Origin of the sequence: Streptomyces sp. NBC_00442, assembly GCF_036014195.1 — a bacterium.
In the GTDB taxonomy this organism is placed as follows: Bacteria; Actinomycetota; Actinomycetes; order Streptomycetales; family Streptomycetaceae; genus Streptomyces.
In genome coordinates, this window is record NZ_CP107918.1 from 2,195,005 (window position 1) to 2,218,631 (window position 23,627).

General features: G+C 70.8%; 19 protein-coding genes and 1 riboswitch. Of the genes, 6 read left to right on the forward strand and 13 right to left on the reverse strand.

What is annotated here, in order from left to right; translation table 11 throughout:
• Positions 1-67: 67 nt before the first annotated feature.
• The 9 genes from OG432_RS09690 to OG432_RS09730 all read right to left on the reverse strand — a co-directional run bounded on the left by OG432_RS09690 (position 68) and on the right by OG432_RS09730 (position 10,857).
• A complete protein-coding gene (locus OG432_RS09690; RefSeq protein WP_328309777.1) occupies positions 68-1,246 on the reverse strand; it encodes an MFS transporter in 1,179 nt (392 codons plus the stop codon).
• A 6-nt stretch (positions 1,247-1,252) separates the two neighbouring features.
• Positions 1,253-1,813, reverse strand: a complete 561-nt coding sequence (locus OG432_RS09695; protein ID WP_328309780.1) for a GNAT family N-acetyltransferase — start codon at positions 1,811-1,813, stop codon at positions 1,253-1,255.
• 41 nt (positions 1,814-1,854) lie between these two features.
• The gene (locus tag OG432_RS09700) at positions 1,855-3,039 is read right to left on the reverse strand and encodes a type III PLP-dependent enzyme (protein WP_328309782.1); all 1,185 of its coding nucleotides are present in this window, start codon (positions 3,037-3,039) and stop codon (positions 1,855-1,857) included.
• Positions 3,032-4,351: a DUF6271 family protein gene (locus tag OG432_RS09705; protein ID WP_328309784.1), complete on the reverse strand. Its 1,320-nt coding sequence runs from the start codon at positions 4,349-4,351 to the stop codon at positions 3,032-3,034. The genes OG432_RS09700 and OG432_RS09705 overlap by 8 nt, the downstream gene beginning before the upstream one ends.
• Entirely contained in the window at positions 4,333-5,397 is a 1,065-nt protein-coding gene (locus OG432_RS09710) for a phytanoyl-CoA dioxygenase family protein (RefSeq protein WP_328309786.1), read from the reverse strand. Before OG432_RS09710 ends, OG432_RS09705 begins: the two co-directional genes overlap by 19 nt.
• 680 nt (positions 5,398-6,077) lie before the next feature.
• A complete protein-coding gene (locus OG432_RS09715) occupies positions 6,078-7,595 on the reverse strand; it encodes a glycoside hydrolase family 3 protein (RefSeq protein WP_328309788.1) in 1,518 nt (505 codons plus the stop codon).
• Between the two features lie 8 nt (positions 7,596-7,603).
• Positions 7,604-8,473: a carbohydrate ABC transporter permease gene (locus OG432_RS09720; protein ID WP_328309790.1), complete on the reverse strand. Its 870-nt coding sequence runs from the start codon at positions 8,471-8,473 to the stop codon at positions 7,604-7,606.
• 29 nt (positions 8,474-8,502) lie between these two features.
• Positions 8,503-9,501 carry a carbohydrate ABC transporter permease gene (locus tag OG432_RS09725; RefSeq protein ID WP_328309792.1) on the reverse strand — a complete coding sequence of 333 codons (999 nt, stop codon included), beginning with the start codon at positions 9,499-9,501 and terminating at the stop codon, positions 8,503-8,505.
• 75 nt (positions 9,502-9,576) lie between these two features.
• Positions 9,577-10,857 (reverse strand): extracellular solute-binding protein, encoded by a 1,281-nt coding sequence (locus OG432_RS09730; protein WP_328309794.1) that lies wholly within the window; start codon positions 10,855-10,857, stop codon positions 9,577-9,579.
• 426 nt (positions 10,858-11,283) lie between these two features.
• Here OG432_RS09730 and OG432_RS09735 point away from each other — a divergent pair, with 426 nt between their 5' ends.
• The 6 genes from OG432_RS09735 to OG432_RS09760 all read left to right on the forward strand — a co-directional run bounded on the left by OG432_RS09735 (position 11,284) and on the right by OG432_RS09760 (position 18,874).
• A complete protein-coding gene (locus OG432_RS09735; protein WP_443058357.1) occupies positions 11,284-12,081 on the forward strand; it encodes a GntR family transcriptional regulator in 798 nt (265 codons plus the stop codon).
• A 94-nt stretch (positions 12,082-12,175) separates the two neighbouring features.
• Complete coding sequence (locus OG432_RS09740; protein ID WP_328309796.1) at positions 12,176-13,141, forward strand: aldo/keto reductase; 966 nt, start codon at positions 12,176-12,178, stop codon at positions 13,139-13,141.
• Between the two features lie 130 nt (positions 13,142-13,271).
• Complete coding sequence (locus OG432_RS09745) at positions 13,272-13,559, forward strand: DUF3311 domain-containing protein (protein ID WP_328309797.1); 288 nt, start codon at positions 13,272-13,274, stop codon at positions 13,557-13,559.
• Complete coding sequence (gene mctP, locus OG432_RS09750) at positions 13,556-15,181, forward strand: monocarboxylate uptake permease MctP (RefSeq protein WP_328309798.1); 1,626 nt, start codon at positions 13,556-13,558, stop codon at positions 15,179-15,181. The genes OG432_RS09745 and mctP overlap by 4 nt, the downstream gene beginning before the upstream one ends.
• A 56-nt stretch (positions 15,182-15,237) precedes the next feature.
• Positions 15,238-15,360, forward strand: a riboswitch (cobalamin riboswitch).
• A gap of 125 nt (positions 15,361-15,485) precedes the next feature.
• Entirely contained in the window at positions 15,486-17,858 is a 2,373-nt protein-coding gene (locus OG432_RS09755; RefSeq protein WP_328309800.1) for a ribonucleoside-diphosphate reductase subunit alpha, read from the forward strand.
• Complete coding sequence (locus OG432_RS09760) at positions 17,858-18,874, forward strand: ribonucleotide-diphosphate reductase subunit beta (protein WP_328309802.1); 1,017 nt, start codon at positions 17,858-17,860, stop codon at positions 18,872-18,874. Before OG432_RS09755 ends, OG432_RS09760 begins: the two co-directional genes overlap by 1 nt.
• Positions 18,875-18,952: 78 nt before the next feature.
• On the opposite strand, the gene def is transcribed toward OG432_RS09760, so the two are convergent.
• The 4 genes from def to OG432_RS09780 all read right to left on the reverse strand — a co-directional run bounded on the left by def (position 18,953) and on the right by OG432_RS09780 (position 23,456).
• Positions 18,953-19,585, reverse strand: a complete 633-nt coding sequence (def, locus tag OG432_RS09765) for a peptide deformylase (protein WP_328309804.1) — start codon at positions 19,583-19,585, stop codon at positions 18,953-18,955.
• Positions 19,586-19,665: 80 nt separating this feature from the next.
• Entirely contained in the window at positions 19,666-20,646 is a 981-nt protein-coding gene (locus OG432_RS09770; protein WP_328309806.1) for a tetratricopeptide repeat protein, read from the reverse strand.
• Between the two features lie 117 nt (positions 20,647-20,763).
• A complete protein-coding gene (locus OG432_RS09775; protein WP_443058358.1) occupies positions 20,764-22,014 on the reverse strand; it encodes an HD-GYP domain-containing protein in 1,251 nt (416 codons plus the stop codon).
• A 20-nt stretch (positions 22,015-22,034) separates the two neighbouring features.
• On the reverse strand, positions 22,035-23,456 hold the full coding sequence (locus OG432_RS09780; protein ID WP_328315054.1) for an HD-GYP domain-containing protein: 1,422 nt from the start codon (positions 23,454-23,456) through the stop codon (positions 22,035-22,037).
• Positions 23,457-23,627 lie beyond the last annotated feature (171 nt).

Sequence of the window (23,627 nt, forward strand, 5' to 3'; positions counted from 1 at the left end):
GCGGGGACCTCTGCGCGGCCGGGCCGCCACCGGGCGGCAGGTGACAGCCGGGGCGGGCCGCGTCGCGTTACGTCGCTTCGGACAGGGACGGGAAGCGGATCCGGGTGCTGCACACGGAGACCACGAGCGCCGACACCGCCACCGCCCCCATCCCCCACGCCAGGCTCGTCCCGCTCGCGATGAACCCGATCACCGCCGGCCCCGCAAGCAACCCCGTCGTGCCCATCGCGGCGACGAGGGCCAGCGCATCAGAACCCTGGCGGGCCGCCGCCACGTACACGCACGGCGTCACCGCCGCGATGCCGAGCCCCACGCAGGCGAACCCGATCAGCGCCGGCACCACTCCCCCGGCCAGCAGCGCGAGCGCGAGCCCCGTTCCGGCCAGCGCGCCGCCCACCCGCACGATGCGGTCGTCGCCCCACTTCGTGCGCCAGCCGTCCGCGAAGAGCCGGGCCAGCACCATCATCACCGAGACCACGGCGATGCCCAGCGGGGCCAGTTCCGCCGCCGCGCCCGCGCTGTCCTTCAGATACAGCGCCGACCAGTCGTTCATGGCGCCCTCGGTCACCGTGCCGAACGCCATCGCCAGGCCCATCCAGATCGTCACTCGGGTGGGGAGCGTCAGTCCGCGCCGCTTAGGTTCGGCGGGGTCCCTCACGTCCGGCCGCGCGGACTCCGGCGCCTCCGGCAGCAGGCCGCCGCGCGCGGCGAGGACCAGCACCGCCACCAGCGCCGCCGCCGTGCCGAAGTGGGCCGGCAGGGCCGGGGACAGGGAGGTCACACCCGACGCGAGGAGCGCCGCGAACAGCGAGCCCGCGCTGAACGTCGCGTGCATCCGGGCCATCGTCGTCCGCCGGTACTGGACCTCCAGCGCCGCCGCCTGCGCATTCATCGCGACGTTCAGGCATCCCACCGCGACCCCGTCGAAGAAGACGATGAGCAGCGTGACCGGATAGTCCGGCGTGACGGACAGCGCCAGCAGGACCGCGCCGAGGCACAGCGCCGCGAGGACCGCGAGGCGCCGCGAGCCCAGCCGCTTCGTCAGGATCGCCACGAGCGGGAAGGACACCGCCGCGCCCGCTCCGCAGACCATGAGGAGCAGCCCGAGTTCCGCCTCGGACAGGCCCAGCCTGGTCTTCAGGGCCGGTATCCGCGAGACCCATGTCGCGTACTGGAAGCCGAGACAACAGAACAGGGCCGCGATCGCCACTTGGGATCGACGGTATGCGTCGAAGGCGCCGAACATACGGATTTAGCCTACTTCCATGGACATGTACACCGCGTTCGCGCCGTAGCTCGACGGCAGTTCGACCTCGGGGTGGGGGCGGTAGCCCAGCGGCGCCCATACGACGTGGGCTCCCCTGACGGCCACCATGGAGATGTGACGGAACCCCAACTCGCGTGCGGTGTGCAGGAGATGGGTCAGGAGGCGGGGGCCGATGCCGCGGCCGCGCAGGTGCTCGGCGATCACCAGGTCGTGCGCGTGCAGATTGCGGGAGGCCGACGACGGGGGCCCCGTCTCCTCCGTCTCCTCCGTCTCCTCCGCCCGGCTGAGGTCCGGGCTGGTGAACGGCGGGTACGGCAGGGCGAGAAGGTATCCGCCGACGCGGCCCTCGTGCTCCACGACGAAGCACGTGCCGTGTGCGTAGCGGGATTTGAGGACATCGCGGCCCTCCGACAGGCCGTCCTCGGCGTAGGCGTCCGCTTCGAGGGCCACGATCGCGTCCCAGTCCCTCTCGGCCAGCGGGCGGACGAGGAGGTCCGGTTCGAGCGGGAGCGTGCCGCCCGGTGCGGTGACCGGCCGAGCGGTCACCGGGTGGGATGCCGTCGGCCGGGATGCCGTAGGCCGGGATGTCACTGCGAACCTCCGATGCAGGTGTACGGCAGCGGGTCGAAGCCGTTGAAGCCCTGGGTCGTGTAGCCGACGGCGTACGCGCCGCACGAGTGGATCCAGACGGGATCCCCGGAGGCCGCCGCGGCGGGGACCCGCACCAGGCCGGCCTCGTGGTCGAACGCGTCGTCGCTGTCGCAGGTGGGCCCGGCCACGACGGCCGGCACGAGCGGGACGTGGCCCTCGCCCTCGGGGTGGCCGGGGAACTCCAGGCGGTATTGCAGGGCGTCCATCTCGTACAGGCCGTTGAACTTGCCGCAGCTCAGATAGAGCCAGTGCCGGCGCTCGCCGTCGCGTCCGCCGCGGGCCGTGAGCCGGGCCACGCGGGCCCGGATGGCGCCGTGGTCGGCGACGAGGTGGCGCCCGGGTTCCATGAGGAACTCCAGGGGCGAGGCCGATTCCTCGCGCAGCCGCTCCATGCCTTCGCGGAGCACGGCGAAGATCTTGTCGAGCGGAGGATCGAGGGGCCTGCCCGCCCTGTCGAGGCAGCCGAGGGCCGGCAGGCCGCCGCCGAGGTTGATCCGGTCGAGGAGGATCCCCCGCCCGCCCAGCACCGCGACGAGATCGGTCAGGTCGTCGAGCGCGCCGCGCCAGGCCTCCGCCGTCATCTGCTGCGAGCCGACGTGCACGGACAGGCCCGAGGGGACGAGGCCGGCGTCACGGGCCGCTTCCAGGACGCGTACCGCGTCGCCTGCCGAGCAGCCGAACTTCTGGCTCAGGCCCCACAGCGCGCCCTCGCCGCTGGTCGCGAGCCGGCAGAACACCCGGGAGCCGGGGGCGTGCCGGGCGATGGCCGCGACGTCCTCGACGCTGTCGGTGGCGAAGTCGCGCACGCCCAGGCGGTACGCGTCGGCGATGTTCTCGTCCGACTTGATCGTGTTGCCGTAGTGGATCCGGTCGCGCGGCACACCGGTCCTGAGGGCCTGCTCGATCTCGTTGGGTCCTGCCGCGTCGAAGCCGGCGCCCAGCCGGGCCAGGCAGGCGAGCACCTCGTCCACGGGGCACGCCTTCATGGCGAAGCGGACCGAGATGCCGGGCAGTTCGCGCAGCAGCGCCGCGTACTGGCCCTCGATTCCGGTGAGGTCGAAGAAGATCCGGTCGTCGGTGGCGGCCGCGAGGGCCGTGCGGATGGCGGCGCTCTCACGCATCGTCGACACCCCGGACCGGGCGCTCGGACCTGGCGGCCGCCACCAGCGGTCCCCACGCCTCGATGAGCAGCGCGAAGTCCTCCATGTCGGCCTGCGCCTCGTCGAGCAGCCGTTCGCGCAGCGGCAGCAGATGGTTCGCGAACTCGGCGTATTTGCCGCCCAGTTGGCGGTAACAGCGGTCGAGCACGTCGAGTCTGCGGACGTTCTCGGAACGGTCCGTGGACACGGACTTCGCGGCGAGGCCGGCGATCGTGGCGGCGCGCACGTGGTGGTGCTCGTCGAGCAGCGCCCCGCGGGCCTCCTCCATCGCCGTGTAGACGGGGTAGAGGTAGAGCATCGACAGGAGGAACTTGGTCCAGCGCAGCTGGTAGGCGGTGAAGCCGGGGCCGGTGCGCCGCTCGGGGGTGTAGTAGTTGACGATGTTGCGGTTGTGCACCACGCCGGGCAGCGTCGCGTCGCGCACCAGGTGCAGCAGGAAGTAGTCGCTGCCTATGGTGCTGGTGGCGGGCGGCAGCGGAACGCGTTCGTAGACCTCGTGATCGAGGCCGATGTTGCACATGTCGACGCGCCAGATGTCGGGGGCGCCGAGCGTGGACTCGTCGTGGGTGAAGGGGTCGGTGCCCGCGCCGACGAACGAGTCGTCGACCAGCTCGCGGCGCTGCTCGTCCGGGGTGCCGGCCTCGGCCCACAGGCCGACCACCTCGTAGTAGATCTCGGGGTCCAGGTCCCGGATCTCCCCGATGTCCACGGACAGTTCGCCCACGAAGGAGCTGCCGACCATCGCGACCGGCTTGTAGACGTCGACCGGGTCGAGCCGGGTCCGGGTGACGCCGGGCACCGCGTCCACGGCGCGCTTCCCGAGGGAGAGCAGCTCGTGGTGGATGGGGTGGACGGGTTCGCCGTCCAGGATCTGGTAGCTGCTGTCGGAGTCCCTGCGGTGTACGGAGTCGCAGCCGAGCGCGGCGGCGATCAGGAACGCGCGGTTGGTGCACGCTCCGTACGACACGTCGGCGGGCAACATGAGGTCGAGCACCAGGTCGGGCTTGGTGAGGCCGGCGCGGTCGACGACGCGCCTCAGGAAGTCGCGCTGGCGCGTCTCGTCGAGGTGGTGCACGACCACGCCGGGCGGTGACGCCACCTCGTGCAGTACGCGGGCGTGTTCGGTGCGGCTCGCTTCGTCGGAGGAGTCCAGGACGAGCAGGTGCACTTCGACGTCGAAGTGGGCGACGGCGTGGGCCGCCTCCTCGTGGAGCGCCGTGATCGTGGCCGCGCAGGCCCGGTTGGTGGGCAGCGTCAGACAGATGCGTCGCACGCGGGCTCCTCGGTGGTGGCCGGAGCGGGGTGCCAGGATTCGAGGCCGAGCAGCTTCGCGCCGAGGTCGTTCAGGGTGGCCGTCGGGTACCTGAGGGATTCGGGGCGCCGGGCGTCGCCGACGAGCGTCCTGTTCCAGTCCGGGGTGCTGAGGCTGCGCCAGGACTCGACGCGGGACTTGCGCACCTCGTGATCGGATTCGAGGGCCGGCATCATCGAGAGGTACTGGACGGCGCGGACACCGTTGTCGGAGGTGTTGCGGGCGACGCCGTGCGCGAGGAGACCGTTCCAGATCAGCAGGTCACCGGCCTTGAGCTCGGGCCGGACGACGGGGAACTCGGTGCGGTCGGCGCCCGGCCGGATGGGGTCGCGGTCCGCGGGCTGTGCGACCTTCCACTCCTCGAACCGGCGGAACAGCTCGGGTGAGCACTGGAACCCGCCGTGGTCGTCGTGGGTGTCGTTGAGCGCGATGATGCCCTGCACCCGCTGCGGCAGCACGCCGAGCGTGGTGTCGACGTCCCAGTGCAGCTCGATGTCGAAGCCCTTCTCGGTGGGCTCGATGTGTGCGCGGTCGCGGTCCTTGACGTTGGGCGGGTTCAGGTTGAGCCGGTCGAGGGTGACCCAGAGCTCCTCGCAGTCCCACACGTCGGCGAACGCGTCGTACACCCGCTGTGTCTGGCGGCTGTCCCACAGGAGCTGGTGGTGGTACGCCTCGACGAAGCCGTAGACGTGCAGGTGCTGTTCGAGCTCGGAGGCGAACGTGCGGTCCTGGGAGTACCAGGTCTCGGGGCGCTCGGGGTCGAGGCCCTGGAAGTCCCAGGTGAAGTCGAGGAGGCGCTTCGCGGCGTCGGCCGGGATCGCCTCCTTCACTATGACGTAGCCGTACGTCTGCCAGAACGCGAAGTCGTCCTCGGACAGCACGCGCAGCGGGCGCGTCTTCTCGATGTCGCGCAGCGGGGTGCGGGCCAGGTAGGTCTCTCCGCCGTCCGAGCTGAAGTAGGGACGGCCGGAGGCGGCTCGGTAGAGGTATCGGTCGGGTGCCGGCATGCGGTCGCTCCAGGGTTCGGACGGTCGGTGGCTGAACGGATCCCCGATGACCGCGGGACACGGGCGCGGGCGTCCCGGGGCGGGGATCGGCAGGGTGCGGCGGCCACGGCGGTCTCGGCCGGCGGCCGGATGAGGTCACGGTCGACGGCGGAGCGCTGTGGCGGACGGCCGGTTCGCCATCGGGCATTGCGAGGGCAAATAGGCCTGGGAGAAAGGGAGTTGGCGGGCTCGGCGCCTCGTCGCGCCGGCCGGTCACCCGGTGAGGGAAAGGGGCCTCCACGACGGCAGGGCCGGGGTTGCCACCTCCTTGCGCTCGGTGCCTCTCATGGGTCGAGGGCACCCACACCGATCTTGCGTACCTCCAAGGTGGACTAGACCAACTTCTGGTGTCAAGCCCGAAGTTGGGGCGGTGTGGAGCCCAAAACGGGCCGGTTCACGCACCGGACATACGGCAGATACGTACTGTCAAGTAGACGGGCCCGAACGCGAGTTGAGGGCGCCTCGGCGCGCCATCCGGAGCGCCCCACTCCGGTGGCCCGACAGAAATCGGCCCTTGCGTACATCGAAAGTCGGCCCGTTCGTACATCCCCTCCGCCGGGGGCCCGCCCTACCCGCACATGCAAACGTGGCGGGGTGACGGTCCGCCGACCGTCACCCCGCCACGTGATCCTTGGGCGGTGTCAGACCCCCGCGATGGCCTCCGCCGCCGCCCTGCCGCACACCCGCGCCGCACCGTGCGTGGCGATGTGCAGCGCGCCGCGCGGAGCCGCCCGCGGCACGCCCATCTCGACCACGACCGTGTCCGGGCGGGCCGCGAGCAGCGCGTCGAGGGCCGCCGCCATCCACGGGTGGCGGTGCTCGTCACGGACGACCGCGACGATCCGGCGCCCGCCGGCCGCGGCCAGGACCCCGTCGGCGGAGCTGTCCGCACCGTAGGTGCCGCTCTCGGTGCCCGGCAGCAGCGCCGCGAGCTCGGCGCCGATGCTCCACGGCGTCTCGCTGCTCACCGCGATGTTCATGACGGGCGTGAACGTGGCCACGTACGGGGCGCTCTCCAGCGGGCGCCACGAGGGCCCCGCGGTGACACGGGCGGCGCGGCGCGCGGCCACCAGACCGATGTCGCTGTCGGTACCGGGCGCGGTCCCCTCCTGCACCGCCGCGCCCGGCCCCGTCCTGTCCCCCCTGGCCCGCTGGGCCCACGCCGCCAGCGCGCGCACGCGTGCGGCGGCGTCGGCCAGGCGTTCCTCGGCCAGCTCGCCGTCCCGTACCGCCGCGACCAGCGCGTCACGCAGCCGCAGTACGGTGCCCTCGTCGCACAGGCCGCCGCCGACGCACAGCGCGTCGGCGCCCGCCGCGATGGCGAGGACGGAGCCGCGCTCGATGCCGACCGTCCCGGCGATGGCCTGCATCTCCACCGCGTCCGAGACGATCAGTCCGTCGTAGCCGAGCTCCTCGCGCAGCAGTCCGGTGAGGATGCGCGGGCTGAGCGTGGCGGGACGGGCGGGGTCGAGCGCGGGAAGAAGGATGTGCGCGCTCATGACCGACTTGGAACCCGCGGCGATCGCCGCGCGGAAGGGCACCAGCTCACGTGCGTGCAGCGTGGCGAGGTCCACGTCGATGCGGGGCATCGCGTGGTGCGAGTCGACGTTGGTGTCGCCGTGCCCGGGGAAGTGCTTGGTGCAGGCGGCGACCCCGGAGGCCTGGAGGCCCTCGATGTAGGCGGCGGTGTGCCGGGCCACGAGAGCGGTGTCGGCCCCGAAGGCCCGTACGCCGATGATCGGGTTGTCCGGGTTGGAGTTCACGTCCGCGGACGGGGCCCAGTTGAGGTTGACGCCGCACTCGGCGAGGCGGCGCCCCAGTTCCCGGGCGACCTCGCGGGTCAGGTCCAGGTCGTCGACCGCGCCGAGCGCCAGGTTGCCGGGGAAGGACGAGCCGGAGCGGACCTCTATGCGGGTGACGTCACCGCCCTCCTCGTCGATCGCCACCAGGACGTCGTCGCGCTCGGCCCTCAACTGGGCTGTCAGGGCAGCCACTTGGGGAGCGGTGACGATGTTGCGGCCGAACAGGCCGACGGAGGCGAGGCCTTCGCCGATGCGGCGCAGCAGCCAGTCCGGCGCGGTGGTGCCGGCGAACCCGGGCTGGAGCACGGCGAGGGCGTCGCGGGTCAGCGTGTCGGAACCCGTGGTCATAGTCGTCATGGGCAGGGTTATCCCTTCACTGCGCCGGCCGTCAGACCCGCGGCCATCTTGCGCTGGACGAGGAGGAAGAGAATCACGATGGGGACGGCCATCATGGTCGATCCGGCCATCATCGGGGCGTACTCGGTGCCGTGCTGCGTGGTGAAGCTCGACAGCCACACCGTGGCCGTCTGGTGATTCTGACTCATCAGCATGAGCGCGTAGAGGTATTCGTTCCAGGCCTGGATGAATCCGTAGACCGAGGTGGCCACCATGCCGGGAGCGAGCAGCGGGAAGACCACGCGGATGAAGGCGCCGGTGCGGGTGCAGCCGTCGACCATGGCCGCCTCCTCCAGCTCCTTGGGGACGTTGACGATGAAACCGCGCAGCGTCCACACCGTGAAGGGGAGGATGAAGGTCAGGTACGTGATGATCAGGCCCGAGAGCTTGTCGTACTGACCGAGGTCGTTCAGGAGCAGGAAGACCGGGATGATCATCGCGACGAGCGGCACCATCTGGACCGCGAGGATGCCGACGATGACGATCTTGCGGCCGCGGAAGGCGAACCGGGAGATGGCGAGCGCGGCGAGCAGGCCGACCGCGATGCCGATGACGACCACGACGAGCGAGACGGTCAGGGACCGGCCGATCGAACCCCAGAAGTCACCGATCTGGAGCGCACGCTTGAAGTTGGCGAGCGTGAAGTGCGTCGGGAACAGGTGCGGGTCGGGGTCGATCGCGTCCTTGGAGGGCTTGAACGCGGTGTTCAGCATCCAGTAGACCGGGAAGCCCGCGGTGACGAAGACCAGCAGGCCGAGCAGGTTCCAGCCCAGCTTCGTCTTCTTGCGGGGGGACTTCTTGCGCGTGGCGGCGGGCGCCGCGGCGGTCGAGGCAGCCATCGCTGCGCCGTCCTTTCCGATCGTGGCGCTCACTCGACGTCCCCGATCTTGAGCATCTGCCGCATGTAGACCGCGATCACACCGAGCAGCAGGACCACGGTGAGCAGGGCGATCGCGGAGCCCTGCGAGTAGTCGTTGACGACGAAGGCCTTGTCGTAGGAGTACGTGGTGAGGAGCTGGTACTCCGGCTCGGGGTGGCCGCCGCGCATCACGAAGACCTGCGGGAAGACGCCCATGTCCCAGATCACCGAGAGCGTCGCGAGCATCACGATGATGGGCTTGAGGATCGGCAGGGTGACGTGGCGGAACACGCCCCAGGCACCGGCGCCGTCGAGCCGGGCGGCCTCTTCGAGCTCCTTGGGCACCTGGGTGAGGCCGGCGCTGAGCGTGATGACCACGAACGGCACCGCGCCCCAGACCACGAGCAGCATGATCACCGCGAGGCCCTGGGTGCTGCTGATGAACCAGTTGTGGCCGGTGACGTCGACCCCGGGCAACTGGCTGAGCAGCCAGTTCAGTACGCCGTAGTCGCTGTCGAACATCCACTTGAAGATGGTGATCGCGACGACGATGGGCATGCCCCAACTCGCCACGAGGGCGACGTTGATGAGCGTCTTGACCCAGCCCGAGACCCTCTGGAGCAGCAGGGCTATGAGCATGCCGATGACCATGGTCAGGACGACCGCGGAGGCGGCGAAGAGGATGGTGCGCACGACGACGCGCCAGAATTCGGCGTCACCGAGAACGTTGGAGAAGTTGTCGAAGCCGACGGACTCGGCGGCCTGGAAGCCCCACAGCTGCGGCTGCCCGAACTTCTCGAAGGACAGGGTGACCAGGCGTACCAGCGGATAGCCGAGGACGAGGGCGAGGATGAGCAGGCAGGGCGCGAGCAGTGCCCAGGGCACCGCCGCTCCCCCGCCCGTGCCCCGCTTCTTGTCCGGCTTTCCCGGCCGTCCTGACCCGGCGCCCGGTTGTGGGTCGCGCCGCGCCGGCGGCACCTTGGCGGTGGTTGTCTCTGCGGCACTCATCGCGCGCTCCTGGGGATCCCTCTCTGGAACTGGTCAGGCAGGGCCCCGTCGTGGTGACGGGGCCCTGCCCAGAGGTCACTTGGTGTTGATGACCTTGTCGATCGCGGCGTCCGCGTCCTTCGCGGCTTCCTCGACCGTCTTCTTGCCGGTGCCGATGGCCTGCAGCATGTCCTGGAGGGTCTTGGCCTTCTCGACCTGGCCCCAGCCGGGCGCCATGGGCACGAACCAGCTGGACTCGGCCGCGGTGGCCGGCACCGCGGTCTTCGGGTCCGCCTTCAGGGGCGCGAGGTCCGTCTTGTTGTTGGGCAGGTTGCCCTTGGCGACCAGGCCCTTCTGGCCCTGGGTGCCGGTGAACGCGTTGATCCACTCGGACGCGAGGCCCTGCGCCTTGGACTTGACCGGGACCGCGAGGTCCGAGCCGCCGAGGAAGACCGGCATGGCCTTGCCGGACGGGGCCGGCATCACGAAGCTCTCGATCTTGTCGGCGAGCCCGCCCACCTTGTCGTTCTCCGGCAGGGCGGCGTTGGCGCCCTCCCAGGCGGGGCTGAAGACGAGGAAGGACTTGCCCTGGCCGTAGACGATCGGGCGGTCCGCCTCGTCCTTGGTCTTGTCGCCCTTCATGTACTTGTCCACGACGTTCTTGAACTCGGTGAGGCCCTTGATGGACTCCGGCGAGGACAGGTTGGCCTTGAACTTGTCGCCGTCCTGCTTGGCGATGGAGCCGCCGGCGTCGTACACGAAGGACATCGCCGCGTACCAGTCACGGGTGGGCTGGTACCAGGCGCTGAACTTGTCGCCCTCCTTGGCCTGCACCTTGTCCAGGTCGGCCGTCAGCTCGGCGTACGTCTTCGGCGTGGCGGCTATGCCCGCGTCCTTGGCGATGTCCTTGCGCCAGGTCGCGGTGCGGCCACCGGCGTAGTACGGGACGCCATAGGTCTTGCCGTTGTACGTGACCGAGGCCTTGAGACCGTCGAGCCAGGCGGCGGAGTTGTCGAACTTCGACGGGTCGACCTCGGCGAAGGCGCCCTTGACCGAGTAGGCGAGCATCTCGGTGTTGCCCATCTCGACCACGTCCGGCGCCTTGTCGGTGGCGAGGACGGCATCGAGCTTGGCGTTCTTGTCCGGCCAGCCGTAGTACTCGTGGTTGATCTTCAGGCCGGGGTGCTTGGCGACGATCGCGTCGTCCGCGGCCTTCACCAGCTCGGGCCAGTTCTTCTGGGCGTCGACCGTCAGCCAGACGGTCAGCTCCTTGGCGTCGCCCCCCGCGGCGCCGTCCTTCTTGTCACTGCCGCCGCATGCCGCGGCACCGATCATGATGCCCGCGACGCCGATCGCCGCGATGAGCTTGCGCTTCACGCCACTCTCCTCAGGGATGACTGAAACCCCCCGCCCACCGCGATGCCACATACGCGAGTACTACCCGTGGGACTGGGATCTGGTCTTTAATGGTTTAGACCAGTACCGGGAGCTTGGCCTAGACCTATTGGGGTGTCAAGGGTCGATAAGAGCGCCGAGACCGTCCGTTATCGGACCGACACCTCGCCGTCCTCCGAGGCCCGCGAGTCGGCTCCCGCAGCGCCCGTTGGGCCCACGGGGCTGCCCCGAAGACCCCTCCTGGGCTTTAATGGTTTAGACCAACTTGCATACTCCCCCGCACGTCCGCCGCGCGGCGGTGTATAAGAAGGGCTTGTCGATCGCGTTACCGGACCGACACCCTGACGGAGGGCGACGACCCGTGACCGGTCCGTGCCACCATGTGAGCCGCGACAGACGGAGGAGCCGGTGACGGCAGCAGCGCAGCACTCGGGAAGGCAGACCACGGCCGCCGACGGGAGCGGCACGACGGAGGCGGGCGCCGTGGTCCGCACCGCGCGGGTGCCGAAGTACTACCGCCTCAAGCGCCACTTGCTGGAGATGACGGAGACCCTTCCGCCCGGCACTCCGGTGCCGCCCGAGCGGACGCTGGCCGCCGAGTTCGACACCTCCCGCACCACCGTGCGCCAGGCCCTCCAGGAGCTGGTCGTCGAGGGCCGCCTGGAGCGCATCCAGGGAAAGGGCACCTTCGTCGCCAAGCCGAAGGTCTCCCAGCCGCTCCAACTGTCCTCCTACACCGAGGACATGAGGGCCCAGGGCCTCGAACCGACCTCCCAGCTCCTGGACATCGGCTACGTCACCGCCGACGACACGCTGGCCGGACTGCTCGACATCACCGCCGGCGGCCGCGTGCTGCGCATCGAGCGGCTGCGTCTGGCCAGCGGCGAGCCGATGGCCATCGAGACCACGCACCTGTCCGCCAAGCGCTTCCCTGCCCTGCGCCGCTCCCTGGTGAAGTACACCTCGCTCTACACCGCGCTCGCCGAGGTGTACGGGGTGCACCTGGCGGAGGCCGAGGAGACCATCGAGACCTCGCTCGCCACCCCGCGCGAGGCCGGGCTGCTCGGCACCGACGTGGGCCTGCCCATGCTGATGCTGTCGCGGCACTCCCTCGACGGCGGGGGCGAGCCGGTGGAGTGGGTGCGCTCGGTCTACCGCGGCGACCGCTACAAGTTCGTGGCGCGCCTCAAGCGTCCGACGGACTGAGCCGCCCGCCCATTCTCCCGTGACATCCGGGCCGCGCTCGGTCAGTCTCTTCAGGTCCTGTTGATCACAACTTACCTGCGAGAGAAGGACGTTGATGCACTACCGACAGCTGGGCGGCGAGAGCGGCCTGCGGGTGAGCAGCCTGTGTCTCGGCACGCTCCCCTTCGGCACCCGGATCGACGAGACGGCCGCGTTCGCCGTGCTCGACCGCTTCTACGAGGCGGGCGGCACCTTCCTCGACACGGCGAACACGTACGCCTTCTGGGAGCCCGGAGCCACCGGCGCGGAGAGCGAACGCGTCATCGGCAGATGGCTCGCCAGCCGGGGCGTCCGGGACGAGATGGTCCTCGCCACCAAGGTCGGCGCGCTGCCCGAGCCACTGGACGCGCCGTGGCCCGAGGCCGCCGAGGGGCTGTCCGCTCCCGTGGTGCGCCGCCAGGTGGAGGCCAGCCTGCGCAATCTGGGCACGGACCGGATAGACGTCTACTACGCGCACATCGACGACCGGACGACACCCGTCGAGGAGACGATGGGCGTCTTCGCCGAGCTCGTCGACACGGGGAAGATCACCCTCACCGGGTGCAGCAACTTCGCGGCCTGGCGCATCGAGGAGTCGCGCGGCGCCGCGAAGCGCTCGGGGGGACCCGGCTACGCGGCGGTGCAGCAGCGCTACACCTACCTCCAGCCGCGCCCCGGCGCCGGCTTCGGGGTCAACCCGCATGCGAGCGAGGAACTCCTCGACTATCTGCGCAGCCGCCCCGAACTGGCCTTCGTCGCCTACACCACGCAGCTCACGGGCGCGTACAACAACCCGGCGAAGGAGATCCCCGAGCAGTACCGGCACGCCGGCTCGACCCGGCGGCTCGCCGTGCTCGCCGAGGTGGCCAAGGAACTGGGCGTGACGCCCGGTCAGGTCGTGCTGGCCTGGGCCCTGGGCGGCGAGCTGCCCGTCCTGCCGGTGATCGGCGCGAGCGCGGTGGGCCAGCTCGACGAGTCCCTGCACGCGGTCGGCCTCACCCTGGACGCGGAGACGAGGACCCGCCTGGACACGGCTGGTTGAGCGGACCGGCCCCGCCGGGCGCGTCCGGATTCCGGACGGGGGTTCCCTTGACCGAATCTCTCCCCTAGATTTCCTGCGCATTACCAAGTGATCCAACGCACAGGTGATCGTGAGGGGACGGAGCCGCCCAATGCCGGAATCGACGGAAGTCAAGAGAGCGGTGGTCACGCCCGTGCGCGTGGTCATCGCTCTCTGCCTGATCGCGCCCTTCGTGGCGATGATGTGGGTGAGCTCGTACGCCAAGACCGACCCGAAGCTGGGCGGCATCCCGTTCTTCTACTGGTACCAGATGCTCTGGGTGCTCATCTCCACCGCGCTCACCATGCTCGCGTACAAGCTGTGGCAGCACGACCAGCGCTCGCGCGCGGCCTCCGCCGCGCGCACCTCCGACGACACCAGGGGGGGTGCGTCCAAGTGAAGGACGGCGTGAACGGCGTCGCACTCGGCGTCTTCATCTTCTTCTTCGTGGCCGTCACCGTGATCGGCTTCATGGCCGCCCGCTGGCGCAAGGCCGAGAACGAGGCGAGTCTCGACGAATGGGGCCTGGGCGGGCGGTCGTTCGGCACCTGGGTCACCTGGTTCCTGCTCGGCGGCGACCTCTACACGGCCTATACGTTCGTGGCCGTCCCCGCGGCGATCTACGCGGCCGGCGCGGCCGGCTTCTTCGCCGTCCCGTACACGATCCTCGTCTACCCGCTGATCTTCACGTTCCTGCCGCGCCTGTGGTCCGTCTCGCACAAGCACGGCTACGTGACCACATCGGACTTCGTCCGCGGCCGGTTCGGCTCCAAGGGTCTCTCCCTCGCGGTCGCGATCACCGGCATCCTCGCCACGATGCCGTACATCGCGCTCCAACTGGTCGGCATCCAGGCCGTGCTCGACGTCATGGGCGTGGGCGGCGAGTCGGGCAACTGGTTCGTCAAGGACCTTCCGCTGCTCATCGCGTTCGCGGTGCTCGCCGCGTACACGTACTCCTCGGGCCTGCGCGCGCCCGCTCTGATCGCGTTCGTGAAGGACGGCCTGATCTACCTCGTGATCGCGGTGGCGATCATCTACATCCCGATCAAGCTGGGCGGCTTCGACGCCATCTTCAGCGCCGCGCAGCACAAGTTCGCGACGCCGAACCCGAAGACCCACCAGCCGACCGGGGCGCTCGTGCCCGGCCACGCCGGTCAGTGGACCTACGCCACCCTCGCGCTCGGCTCGGCGCTCGCGCTCTTCATGTATCCGCACTCGATCACGGCGACGCTCTCCTCGCGCAGCCGCAACGTCATCCGCCGCAACACCACGATCCTGCCGCTGTACTCGCTGATGCTGGGTCTGCTGGCGCTGCTCGGGTTCATGGCGATCGCGGCGGGCGTCAAGGTGAGCAATGGCCAGCTGGCCATCCCGCAGCTCTTCGAGGACATGTTCCCCGACTGGTTCGCGGGCGTCGCCTTCGCGGCCATCGGCATCGGCGCGCTGGTTCCGGCGGCGATCATGTCCATCGCGGCCGCGAACCTTTTCACCCGCAACATCTACAAGGACTTCATCAAGCCGGACGCGACGCCGTCGCAGGAGGCCAAGGTCTCCAAGCTGGTCTCGCTCGTGGTGAAGGTCGGTGCGCTGGTCTTCGTCCTGACCATGGACAAGACGGTCGCCATCAACTTCCAGCTCCTGGGCGGCATCTGGATCCTGCAGACCTTCCCGGCCCTGGTCGGCGGCCTGTTCACCCGCTGGTTCCACCGCTGGGCGCTGCTGGCCGGCTGGGCGGTCGGCATGGTCTACGGCACGCTCGCCGCGTACGGAGTGGGCTCGCCCACCCAGAAGCACTTCGGCGGCTCCTCCAAGGAGATCCCGGGCATCGGTGAGATCGGCTACATCGGCCTCACGGCGTTCGTGATGAACGTGGTCGTCACCGTGGTCCTGACCTTCGTCCTGCGCGCGGTGAAGGCCCCCGACGGCGTCGACGAGACCTCCCCGGAGGACTACACGGCGGACGCGGGCGACCCGGGCGTCGTCACGGAACTGCCCCCGGCGACGGCGGGCACCGCGCACTGAGGTCCACTGAACGACACAACATGTGGGGGGTGCCTTATCAGGCACCCCCCACATGTATGCTCGTGCTCGCTGTCGCCGCAGGGGAATCCGGTGAGAATCCGGAACTGTCCCGCAACGGTATGACCTGTACCCCTTTGTACGGGCCGAGTCCGAAGACCTGCCGACGGCGCATCCGGCTCGACCGACCCGGGTGCCAGACGTCCGGGCCTCGCGGTTGGGCCGGTGGACGACGTGCCGAGGGCTGCCCCGACGCGCGCCGACGCCTCCCCCGCAGGCCCCGTGCCGAGCGAGGGAGTGCCCCCACGTGACCATCGCCCCAGCGGATCCCGCTTCAGCGATCACCGATGAACTCGCGGATGCCCCCGGGACCGCGCTGCTGCGGACCCTGACCGAGTTCACCGCCGACCTCCCGGACACCGACCCCGGCCGGGTCGCCGCCGCGGCGCTGCGGGGCCGCAACGCCCGCTCCGACGAGGCCGAGCTGCGCGAGCTGGCCACCGAGGCGGCCGCGGGGCTCATCTCCGAGGACCCGGCGTACTCCCGCCTCGCCGCCCGCCTGCTCACGGTCACCATCGCCGAAGAGGCCGCCACCCAGGGCGCGGTGTCGTTCTCCGGCTCGGTCGAGGTCGGCCACCGCGAGGGCCTGATCGCGGACCGGACCGTCGAGTTCGTCCGCGCGCACGCGAACCGTCTGAACGCCCTGGTGGACGCGGCGCTCGCCGACGGCGCCGACGACCGCTTCGGCTACTTCGGGCTGCGCACCCTCTACTCCCGCTATCTGCTGCGCCACCCGATCACCCGCAAGGTCGTCGAGACCCCCCAGCACTTCATGCTGCGCGTGGCGTCCGGCCTCGCCGAGGACGAGTCGGTCCGCGCCCTGGACGAAGTGGCCTCCCTGTACGGCCTGATGAGCCGCCTGGACTACCTGCCGTCCTCCCCCACGCTCTTCAACTCCGGCACCCGCCACCCCCAGATGTCGTCCTGCTACCTGCTCGACTCGCCGCTCGACGAGCTCGACTCCATCTACGACCGCTACCACCAGGTGGCGCGCCTGTCGAAGCACGCCGGCGGCATCGGGCTCTCGTACTCCCGCATCCGCGGCCGCGGTTCGCTGATCCGGGGCACCAACGGCCACTCCAACGGCATCGTCCCGTTCCTCAAGACCCTCGACGCCTCGGTCGCCGCGGTCAACCAGGGCGGCCGGCGCAAGGGCGCGGCGGCGGTGTACCTGGAGACCTGGCACTCCGACATCGAGGAGTTCCTGGAGCTGCGCGACAACACCGGCGAGGACCAGCGCCGTACGCACAACCTGAACCTCGCACACTGGATCCCCGACGAGTTCATGCGCCGTGTCGACGCCGACTCCTCTTGGTCGCTGTTCTCGCCGGCCGACGTGCCCGAGCTCGTCGACCTGTGGGGCGAGGAGTTCGACGCCGCCTACCGCAAGGCCGAGGCCGCCGGGCTCGCCCAGAAGACCATGCCCGCGCGTGAGCTGTACGGCCGCATGATGCGCACCCTCGCGCAGACCGGCCAGGGCTGGATGACGTTCAAGGACGCCTCCAACCGCACCGCCAACCAGACGGCGGAGCCCGGCCACACGGTCCACTCCTCCAACCTGTGCACCGAGATCCTGGAGGTGACGGACGACGGCGAGACGGCCGTGTGCAACCTCGGCTCGGTCAACCTCGGCGCGTTCGTCGTCGGCGACGGCATCGACTGGGAGCGGCTCGACGAGACCGTCCGCACCGCCGTGACGTTCCTCGACCGCGTCGTCGACATCAACTTCTACCCGACCGAGCAGGCCGGCCGCTCCAACGCCCGGTGGCGCCCGGTGGGCCTGGGCGCGATGGGCCTCCAGGACGTCTTCTTCAAACTGCGCCTGCCCTTCGACTCCCCCGAGGCGAAGGCCCTGTCCACCCGCCTCTCCGAGCGGATCATGCTGACCGCGTACGAGGCTTCCACCGACCTGGCCGAGCGGTCGGGCCCGCTGCCCGCGTGGGACAAGACCCGTACCGCGCGCGGTGTGCTGCACCCCGACCACTACGACGTCGAGCTGACCTGGCCGGAGCGCTGGGCGGCCCTGCGCGAGCGCATCGCCGAGGTCGGCATGCGCAACTCGCTGCTCCTCGCGATCGCCCCGACCGCGACCATCGCCTCCATCGCGGGTGTCTACGAGTGCATCGAGCCGCAGGTCTCCAACCTCTTCAAGCGCGAGACGCTCAGCGGTGAATTCCTCCAGGTGAACGGCTACTTGGTGGAGGAGCTGAAGCAGCTCGGCGTGTGGGACGCGCAGTCCCGCGAGGCGCTGCGCGAGGCGAGCGGCTCGGTGCAGGGCTTCGGCTGGATCCCGGCCGACGTGCGCGCCCTGTACCGCACGGCGTGGGAGATCCCGCAGCGCGGCCTCATCGACATGGCCGCCGCCCGCACCGCCTTCCTCGACCAGTCGCAGTCGCTCAACCTGTTCCTGGAGACGCCCACCATCGGCAAGCTGTCGTCGATGTACGCGTACGCCTGGAAGCAGGGCCTGAAGACGACGTACTACCTGCGCTCGCGCCCGGCGACCCGCATCGCGCGCGCCGCCCAGGCCGCCACCATCCCAGTCCAGCAGGCGGCCCCCGACGCCGACGCGGTCGCCTGTTCCCTGGAAAACCCCGAGTCCTGCGAGGCCTGCCAGTAATGAGCGCCACCGAACACAAGAACCTTCTCGACCCCGGCTTCGAGCTGACCCTGCGTCCCATGCGCTACCCGGACTTCTACGAGCGCTACCGGGACGCGATCAAGAACACCTGGACCGTCGAGGAGGTCGACCTCCACTCCGACGTCGCCGACCTCGCGAAGCTGACGCCGGGCGAGCAGCACATGATCGGCCGTCTCGTCGCGTTCTTCGCGACGGGCGACTCGATCGTCTCCAACAACCTGGTTCTCACGCTCTACAAGCACATCAACTCCCCCGAAGCGCGGCTCTACTTGAGCCGTCAGCTCTTCGAGGAGGCCGTGCACGTCCAGTTCTATCTGACGCTGCTCGACACCTATCTGCCCGACCCTGCGGACCGCGCGGCCGCGTTCGACGCGGTCGAGGAGATCCCCTCGATCCGCGAGAAGGCGCAGTTCTGCTTCAAGTGGATGGACTCGGTCGAGAAGATCGACCGGCTGGAGACCAAGGCCGACCGCCGCCGTTTCCTGCTCAACCTGATCTGCTTCGCGGCCTGCATCGAGGGCCTGTTCTTCTACGGGGCCTTCGCCTACGTCTACTGGTTCCGCAGCCGGGGTCTGCTGCACGGCCTGGCGACCGGCACCAACTGGGTGTTCCGCGACGAGACGATGCACATGAACTTCGCCTTCGAGGTCGTGGACACCGTCCGCAAGGAGGAGCCCGAGCTCTTCGACGACGCGCTGGAGCAGCAGGTCACCGACATGCTGAAGGAGGCCGTCGACGCCGAGCTGCAGTTCGGCCGCGACCTGTGCGGCGAGGGCCTGCCCGGCATGAACACGGAGTCGATGCGCGAATACCTGGAGTGCGTCGCCGACCAGCGCCTGACCCGGCTCGGCTTCCCCGCGGTGTACGGCTCGTCGAACCCGTTCTCGTTCATGGAGCTCCAGGGCGTCCAGGAGCTGACGAACTTCTTCGAGCGCCGCCCCTCCGCCTACCAGGTCGCGGTCGAGGGCTCGGTCGGCTTCGACGAGGAGTTCTAGCCAGCGGCTGCCCGCCCGAACGGTTGAGGCCCCGCTCCCACGGGGGAGAGCGGGGCCTCAACTCATGTACGGCCTATGTCAGTTGTTCGGGACCGTCTCGTAGCGGGCGGTGCCCTCCTCCATCTGCTTCAGCGCGTCCTTGCGGTCGCGCTTGGAGAGGCGGTCGATGTAGAGCCGCCCGTACAGGTGGTCCGTCTCGTGCTGGAGGCAGCGCGCGAAGTAGCCGGTGCCGCGCACCTTGATCGGGTTGCCCTCGGCGTCCTGCCCGCTGACCTCGGCGTAGTCGGGGCGGGCGAGCTCCGCGTAGGCGGTCGGCACCGACAGGCAGCCCTCGTTGGACTCGTCCAGGACGCGCAGCTCGGCCGGCAGCTCTTCGAGGACCGGGTTGCAGACCAGGCCCACGTGGCGCACGCCCTCGTCGTCGAGGCAGTCGTACACGAAGACCTTCAGGTCCACGCCGATCTGGTTGGCCGCGAGGCCCACGCCCTCGGCCGCCTTCTGGCTGGCGAACATGTCGTCGACCAGCTTGGCCAGCTCGCCGTCGAAGGCGGTGACGTCCTTGCACTCCTTGTGGAGGACCGGGTTGCCGACGACCGTGATCGGGCGGGCCGTGCCGCGCTCGCGGTAGGCCAGCTCACGCGCCTCGCAGTCCTCCGTGTCCACGACGAACCCGTCGTTCTCGACCTTGTGGTCCGTCTGCTGCTGCGCCATGTCCGCCGTAAGCCTTCCTCAAAAACCCGATTCCGATCCCGTACAGCCTAAGGCCCGGCTCGGCGCGGTTGCCCGGATGCTCAGCAGACTTCCTCAAGATCTCGCCACTCGCGGCTGTCCGGGTTGTCGGCCACCCAGCCGTCGAGGAGCCCGCGCACCAGGCCGGCCGGGGCCGCGAGGCCGCATTCGCGCTCCGGGACCCACAGGTCGCCGTTGGTGCGGTGGCCGAGCGGGCCGGGGTGGCCGGGCTCGCTGTGGTCGTGCGGGTCGAGGTGCTCGCCGTCGCCCTCGTCGCTCGGCATCTCGGACTCGGAGCAGGCCCGGCACAGGAGCCGTACGGAGGAGGACCAGTCCTCGGCGGCGAAGCCCGCGTCGGCCGCGAGGCGCTCCAGGGCGTCCCGGTCGGCCTCGGTGGCCGCTTCCAGGAGGACCACCCAGGTCGGCACCGGTGAGGGCGCCCACAGCTCGATCTCGTCGAACACCGGGAAGGACGGGCCCGCGGCGGTGGTGCGCTCGCCGTGCGGGACGCCGTCGTGCAGCACGACCTCGCCCCAGCGGCGGCCCGACGAGGGCAGCGGGATGGAGAGCACCTCCATGCGGGCCGGGTCGAGCCTGCGCCCCCACACGACCTCGGCCTCGCCCTCGGGCGAAAGCCGCACCGCGGCGCTGCCCAGCTCCATGCCGACGGGCTCGCCGCTGCCGGTGGCCTCGCCCGGCACCTTCAGGCCGTACGCCTGCCAGGCGCGGCGGGCCAGCGGCCAGTCCTGGAGCGCGGTCGCCGCGATGCCCACGTTCCACCAGTCGGGGGCGCCGGACTCCTTGTCGAGCAGCGCCACGGCGCGCAGCCCGGCGGCCCGCGCCTGCTCCCAGTCGTGCCGGAACTTGTGCAGCAGCGCCAGGTTGAACCAGGACTCCGACAGCCAGGGCTCCAGGTCCGCTGCGCGCGTCAGCAGCGCGCCGGCGTCCTCGTACCTGCCGTCGCCGATCAGCGTGAACGCACGGTCTGTGGCCTGCCGCCACGAGGCGGAGGGCCGGTGCCGTCCCTTGCCGAAGATCCTCACGATTCCCGCCTGCCCAGACCGGGCCCGACTACCGGGTCGGTCTTACGGTCTCCCAGTTTTCTGGGTTCTTTTCGCATCCAACCATGCCCGGCCGGAAGGCCGCTCATTACTCCTGGGTTACCCAGGAGGCACCCGGGTCAGACAGCCCCGGGCCAGCACGCGTGCCAGGGATTCGACAACGTGCGGATGGTAGTCACGGCCGGTGCCGAGGCGCAGCTGTTCGAGTGCGTTCAGCGGACCGCCGGGTCCCGCGGTGCCTTCCGCGAGGTCGTCGTAGGCGTTCACCGTGCGGATGATCCGGGCGGCGACCGGCTGCTCACGGTAGGGGTCGGCCTGCCGCTCGACGATCAGGGCCACGTCGGCCGGCACTCCGGTCTGGCGGACGACGGCGCCGCCGAGCAGGGCGATGCGGCGCTGCTCGGCTTCAGGCAGCGCGGCGGTGGCACCGGCGGGGACGGGGTCGAGCAGGGACAGCTGCCCGATGTCGTGCATGAGCGCGGCGTACTCCAGGACGGTCAGCTCGCTCCCGGAGAGCCCGAGCTCGCGCCCGACGGCCCGGCTGAGCTCGGCGACCCTGCGGGCGTGACCGGGCTTGGTGTATCCGGCGATCTCGGTCGCGCGGGCCAGTGAGGTGATGGTCTGGCGGTAGGTGGTGCGAACGGCGGCATACCGCCGGAAGGCCAGCTGGGTGAGGAGCAGCGGCACACAGAACACGGGCAGCGCCCACAGGCCGGCGACGGCGACCGCGAGGGCGATCACGGTGCCGGTGGCGCACACGGCGGAGCCGATGCCGAGCAGCCCGCGCAGCTCGTCCCGCAGGAGCGGGCCGAAGCGGTAGCGGGTGCGGGCGCACAGGAGCAGGGCCGCGACCACCGCGTCGCACAGCGCCGTCAGGACGAGCAGCAGCAGGAGGACGAAGGCGAAGGAGGGGCCCAGGCCGGCCGGGGATCCCTGGCCGGCCCGGTCGTCGAGCAGCCACGAGCTGTGGAGCGGCTGGAAACAGACGGCGGCGAAGGCGACGGTGAGGATCCGGCGGGCCGTCTCGTCCGGGCTCGGCCCGCGCCCGGCGGCCACGTGCGGTACGGAACCGAGGAGCATCGCGGCCACCACCACGGCGATCACCTGGAGCACCCCGTGCCGGGTGGCGTGCCCGGCGCTCTGGCCCAGCAGCGCGTAGGCCAGCGCTCCGGCGGAGGCGAGCGGCGCCGGGTCCCGTTCGCCGTCCCGCGCGCCCCACCGGGCCAGCTCCCCCAGCACGATGAGGGCGCCGAAGGCGGCCGCGGTCCGCGGCTCGGCGAGGCCGCCGCTCAGGGTCGCGACGAGCGCCCAGGCGGTGAGTGCCCAGGCCAGGGTGTGAGCGACGATCACGGGGGCGCTCGCCCGGCCGCTCACGTCAGGCCGCCGGGCGCGTTGGAGGGGCGGGGCGCGGGGCGCGGGGCGGCCGACGGGGGTACGTGCTCGGGGCCGGGCGGCCTCGGCGGAGGCACGTTTCCGCGGCCGCCCGGCGCACCCGGCTCGTCCGCGGTGACCGCCACGTGCCAGCCGTACCGGGAGAGCGCCCGCACCAGGCCGTCCACCATCCGCGGATCGAACTGCGCGCCCGCGCACCGCTCCAGCTCGGTGACGGCGGCCGCGACCGGCCGGGCCCGCCGGTAGGAGCGCGTCGAGGTCATGGCGTCGAACGCGTCGGCCACCGCCACCACGCGCGCGGCCTCCGGGATCTGGGTGCCGACGAGCCCGTAGGGATAGCCGCTGCCGTCGAGGCGTTCGTGGTGGTGCAGGATCGCCGAGCGCGCCTCGCCGAGGAAGCCGATGCCGCGGACCATCTCGTGGCCGTACTCGGGGTGCAGCTCGATCACCGCGCGTTCCTCGGGGGTGAGCGGCCCTTCCTTCCTCAGCACCCGGGTCGGCACCCCGAGCTTGCCGACGTCGTGCAGGATCCCGGCGAACCGGATGACCTCCAACCGCCCTTCCTCCATGCCGAGTTCCCGCGCGATCATCTCGGAGGCGCGGCCGACCCGTTCGCTGTGGCCGCGGGTGTAGCGGTCCTTGATGTCGACGGCCTGGACGAGGGCGCGGATGGTGGCCTGGTGGGCGGCGCGCTCGCGCTGGTACTGGGCGAAGACCCAGCAGGAGATGTACATGGGCAGCAGCACGAACAGGGCGGCGGGCGGGCCGAACCGGCTGCGCCACAGGACGGCCATCATCAGCCCGGCGAGCCCGTGCACACAGTGCGGGGCGAGCGAGCGCAGCAGGAGCCCGCGCCAGGCGGTGCGGGCCGGGCGGCGTTCGGCGGTGGCCAGGATGAGGCCGTCGAGCAGGGTGAGGACCAGGCAGAAGACGAGGGCCGCGGCCCCGGCGGGCAGCAGGGCGTACGGAAAGTCGGGGGCCGCTCCCGGGCCGCGGCCGCCGAGCGCGGCCCGCCCGCCGAGCAGTTCGTGGGCGCGGGCCGCCGTGGAGGCCGCGATGGCGAGCTCCGCGGCCCGCCAGGCCCGGCGCACCCGGCGCGGCTCGTCCTCGACGTACGCGATGAGCGCGCCCGGCACCGCGACGAGCGCGGCGGCGGCCGGCGGGAGCAGGAAGACGGCGGCGAGCAGCACCGGGAAGAAGGAGCCCGCGGCGATCGGCACGTTCACGCGGCCGGCCAGCACCGGGCAGCGGGCCGGCCATTCGCAGAGCGCGTACAGGCCGGCCAGGAGCGCCACGGCCGGCCACGGCACGCCCTGGCGCAGCACGGGCAGGGCGCACGCGCCCGCCCCCAGGACGGCGCCCGCGACGGCGAGGCGCGCCCCCGCCGGAATGTCCCGCACTCCCCGCGGCTCCGCCATGGCCCCCACCTCCCCATCCGCACGGGCAGCCCGTTGCGTACAGCTTCGCGAGGATAGGCCCGTGGGCGGCCGTGGTCAGGCGCATGGACCAAATAGGGGGTTTCCAGCCACCCGGATTCGCACCTACGGGTGACGTGGCGCGCGGAAAGCGGA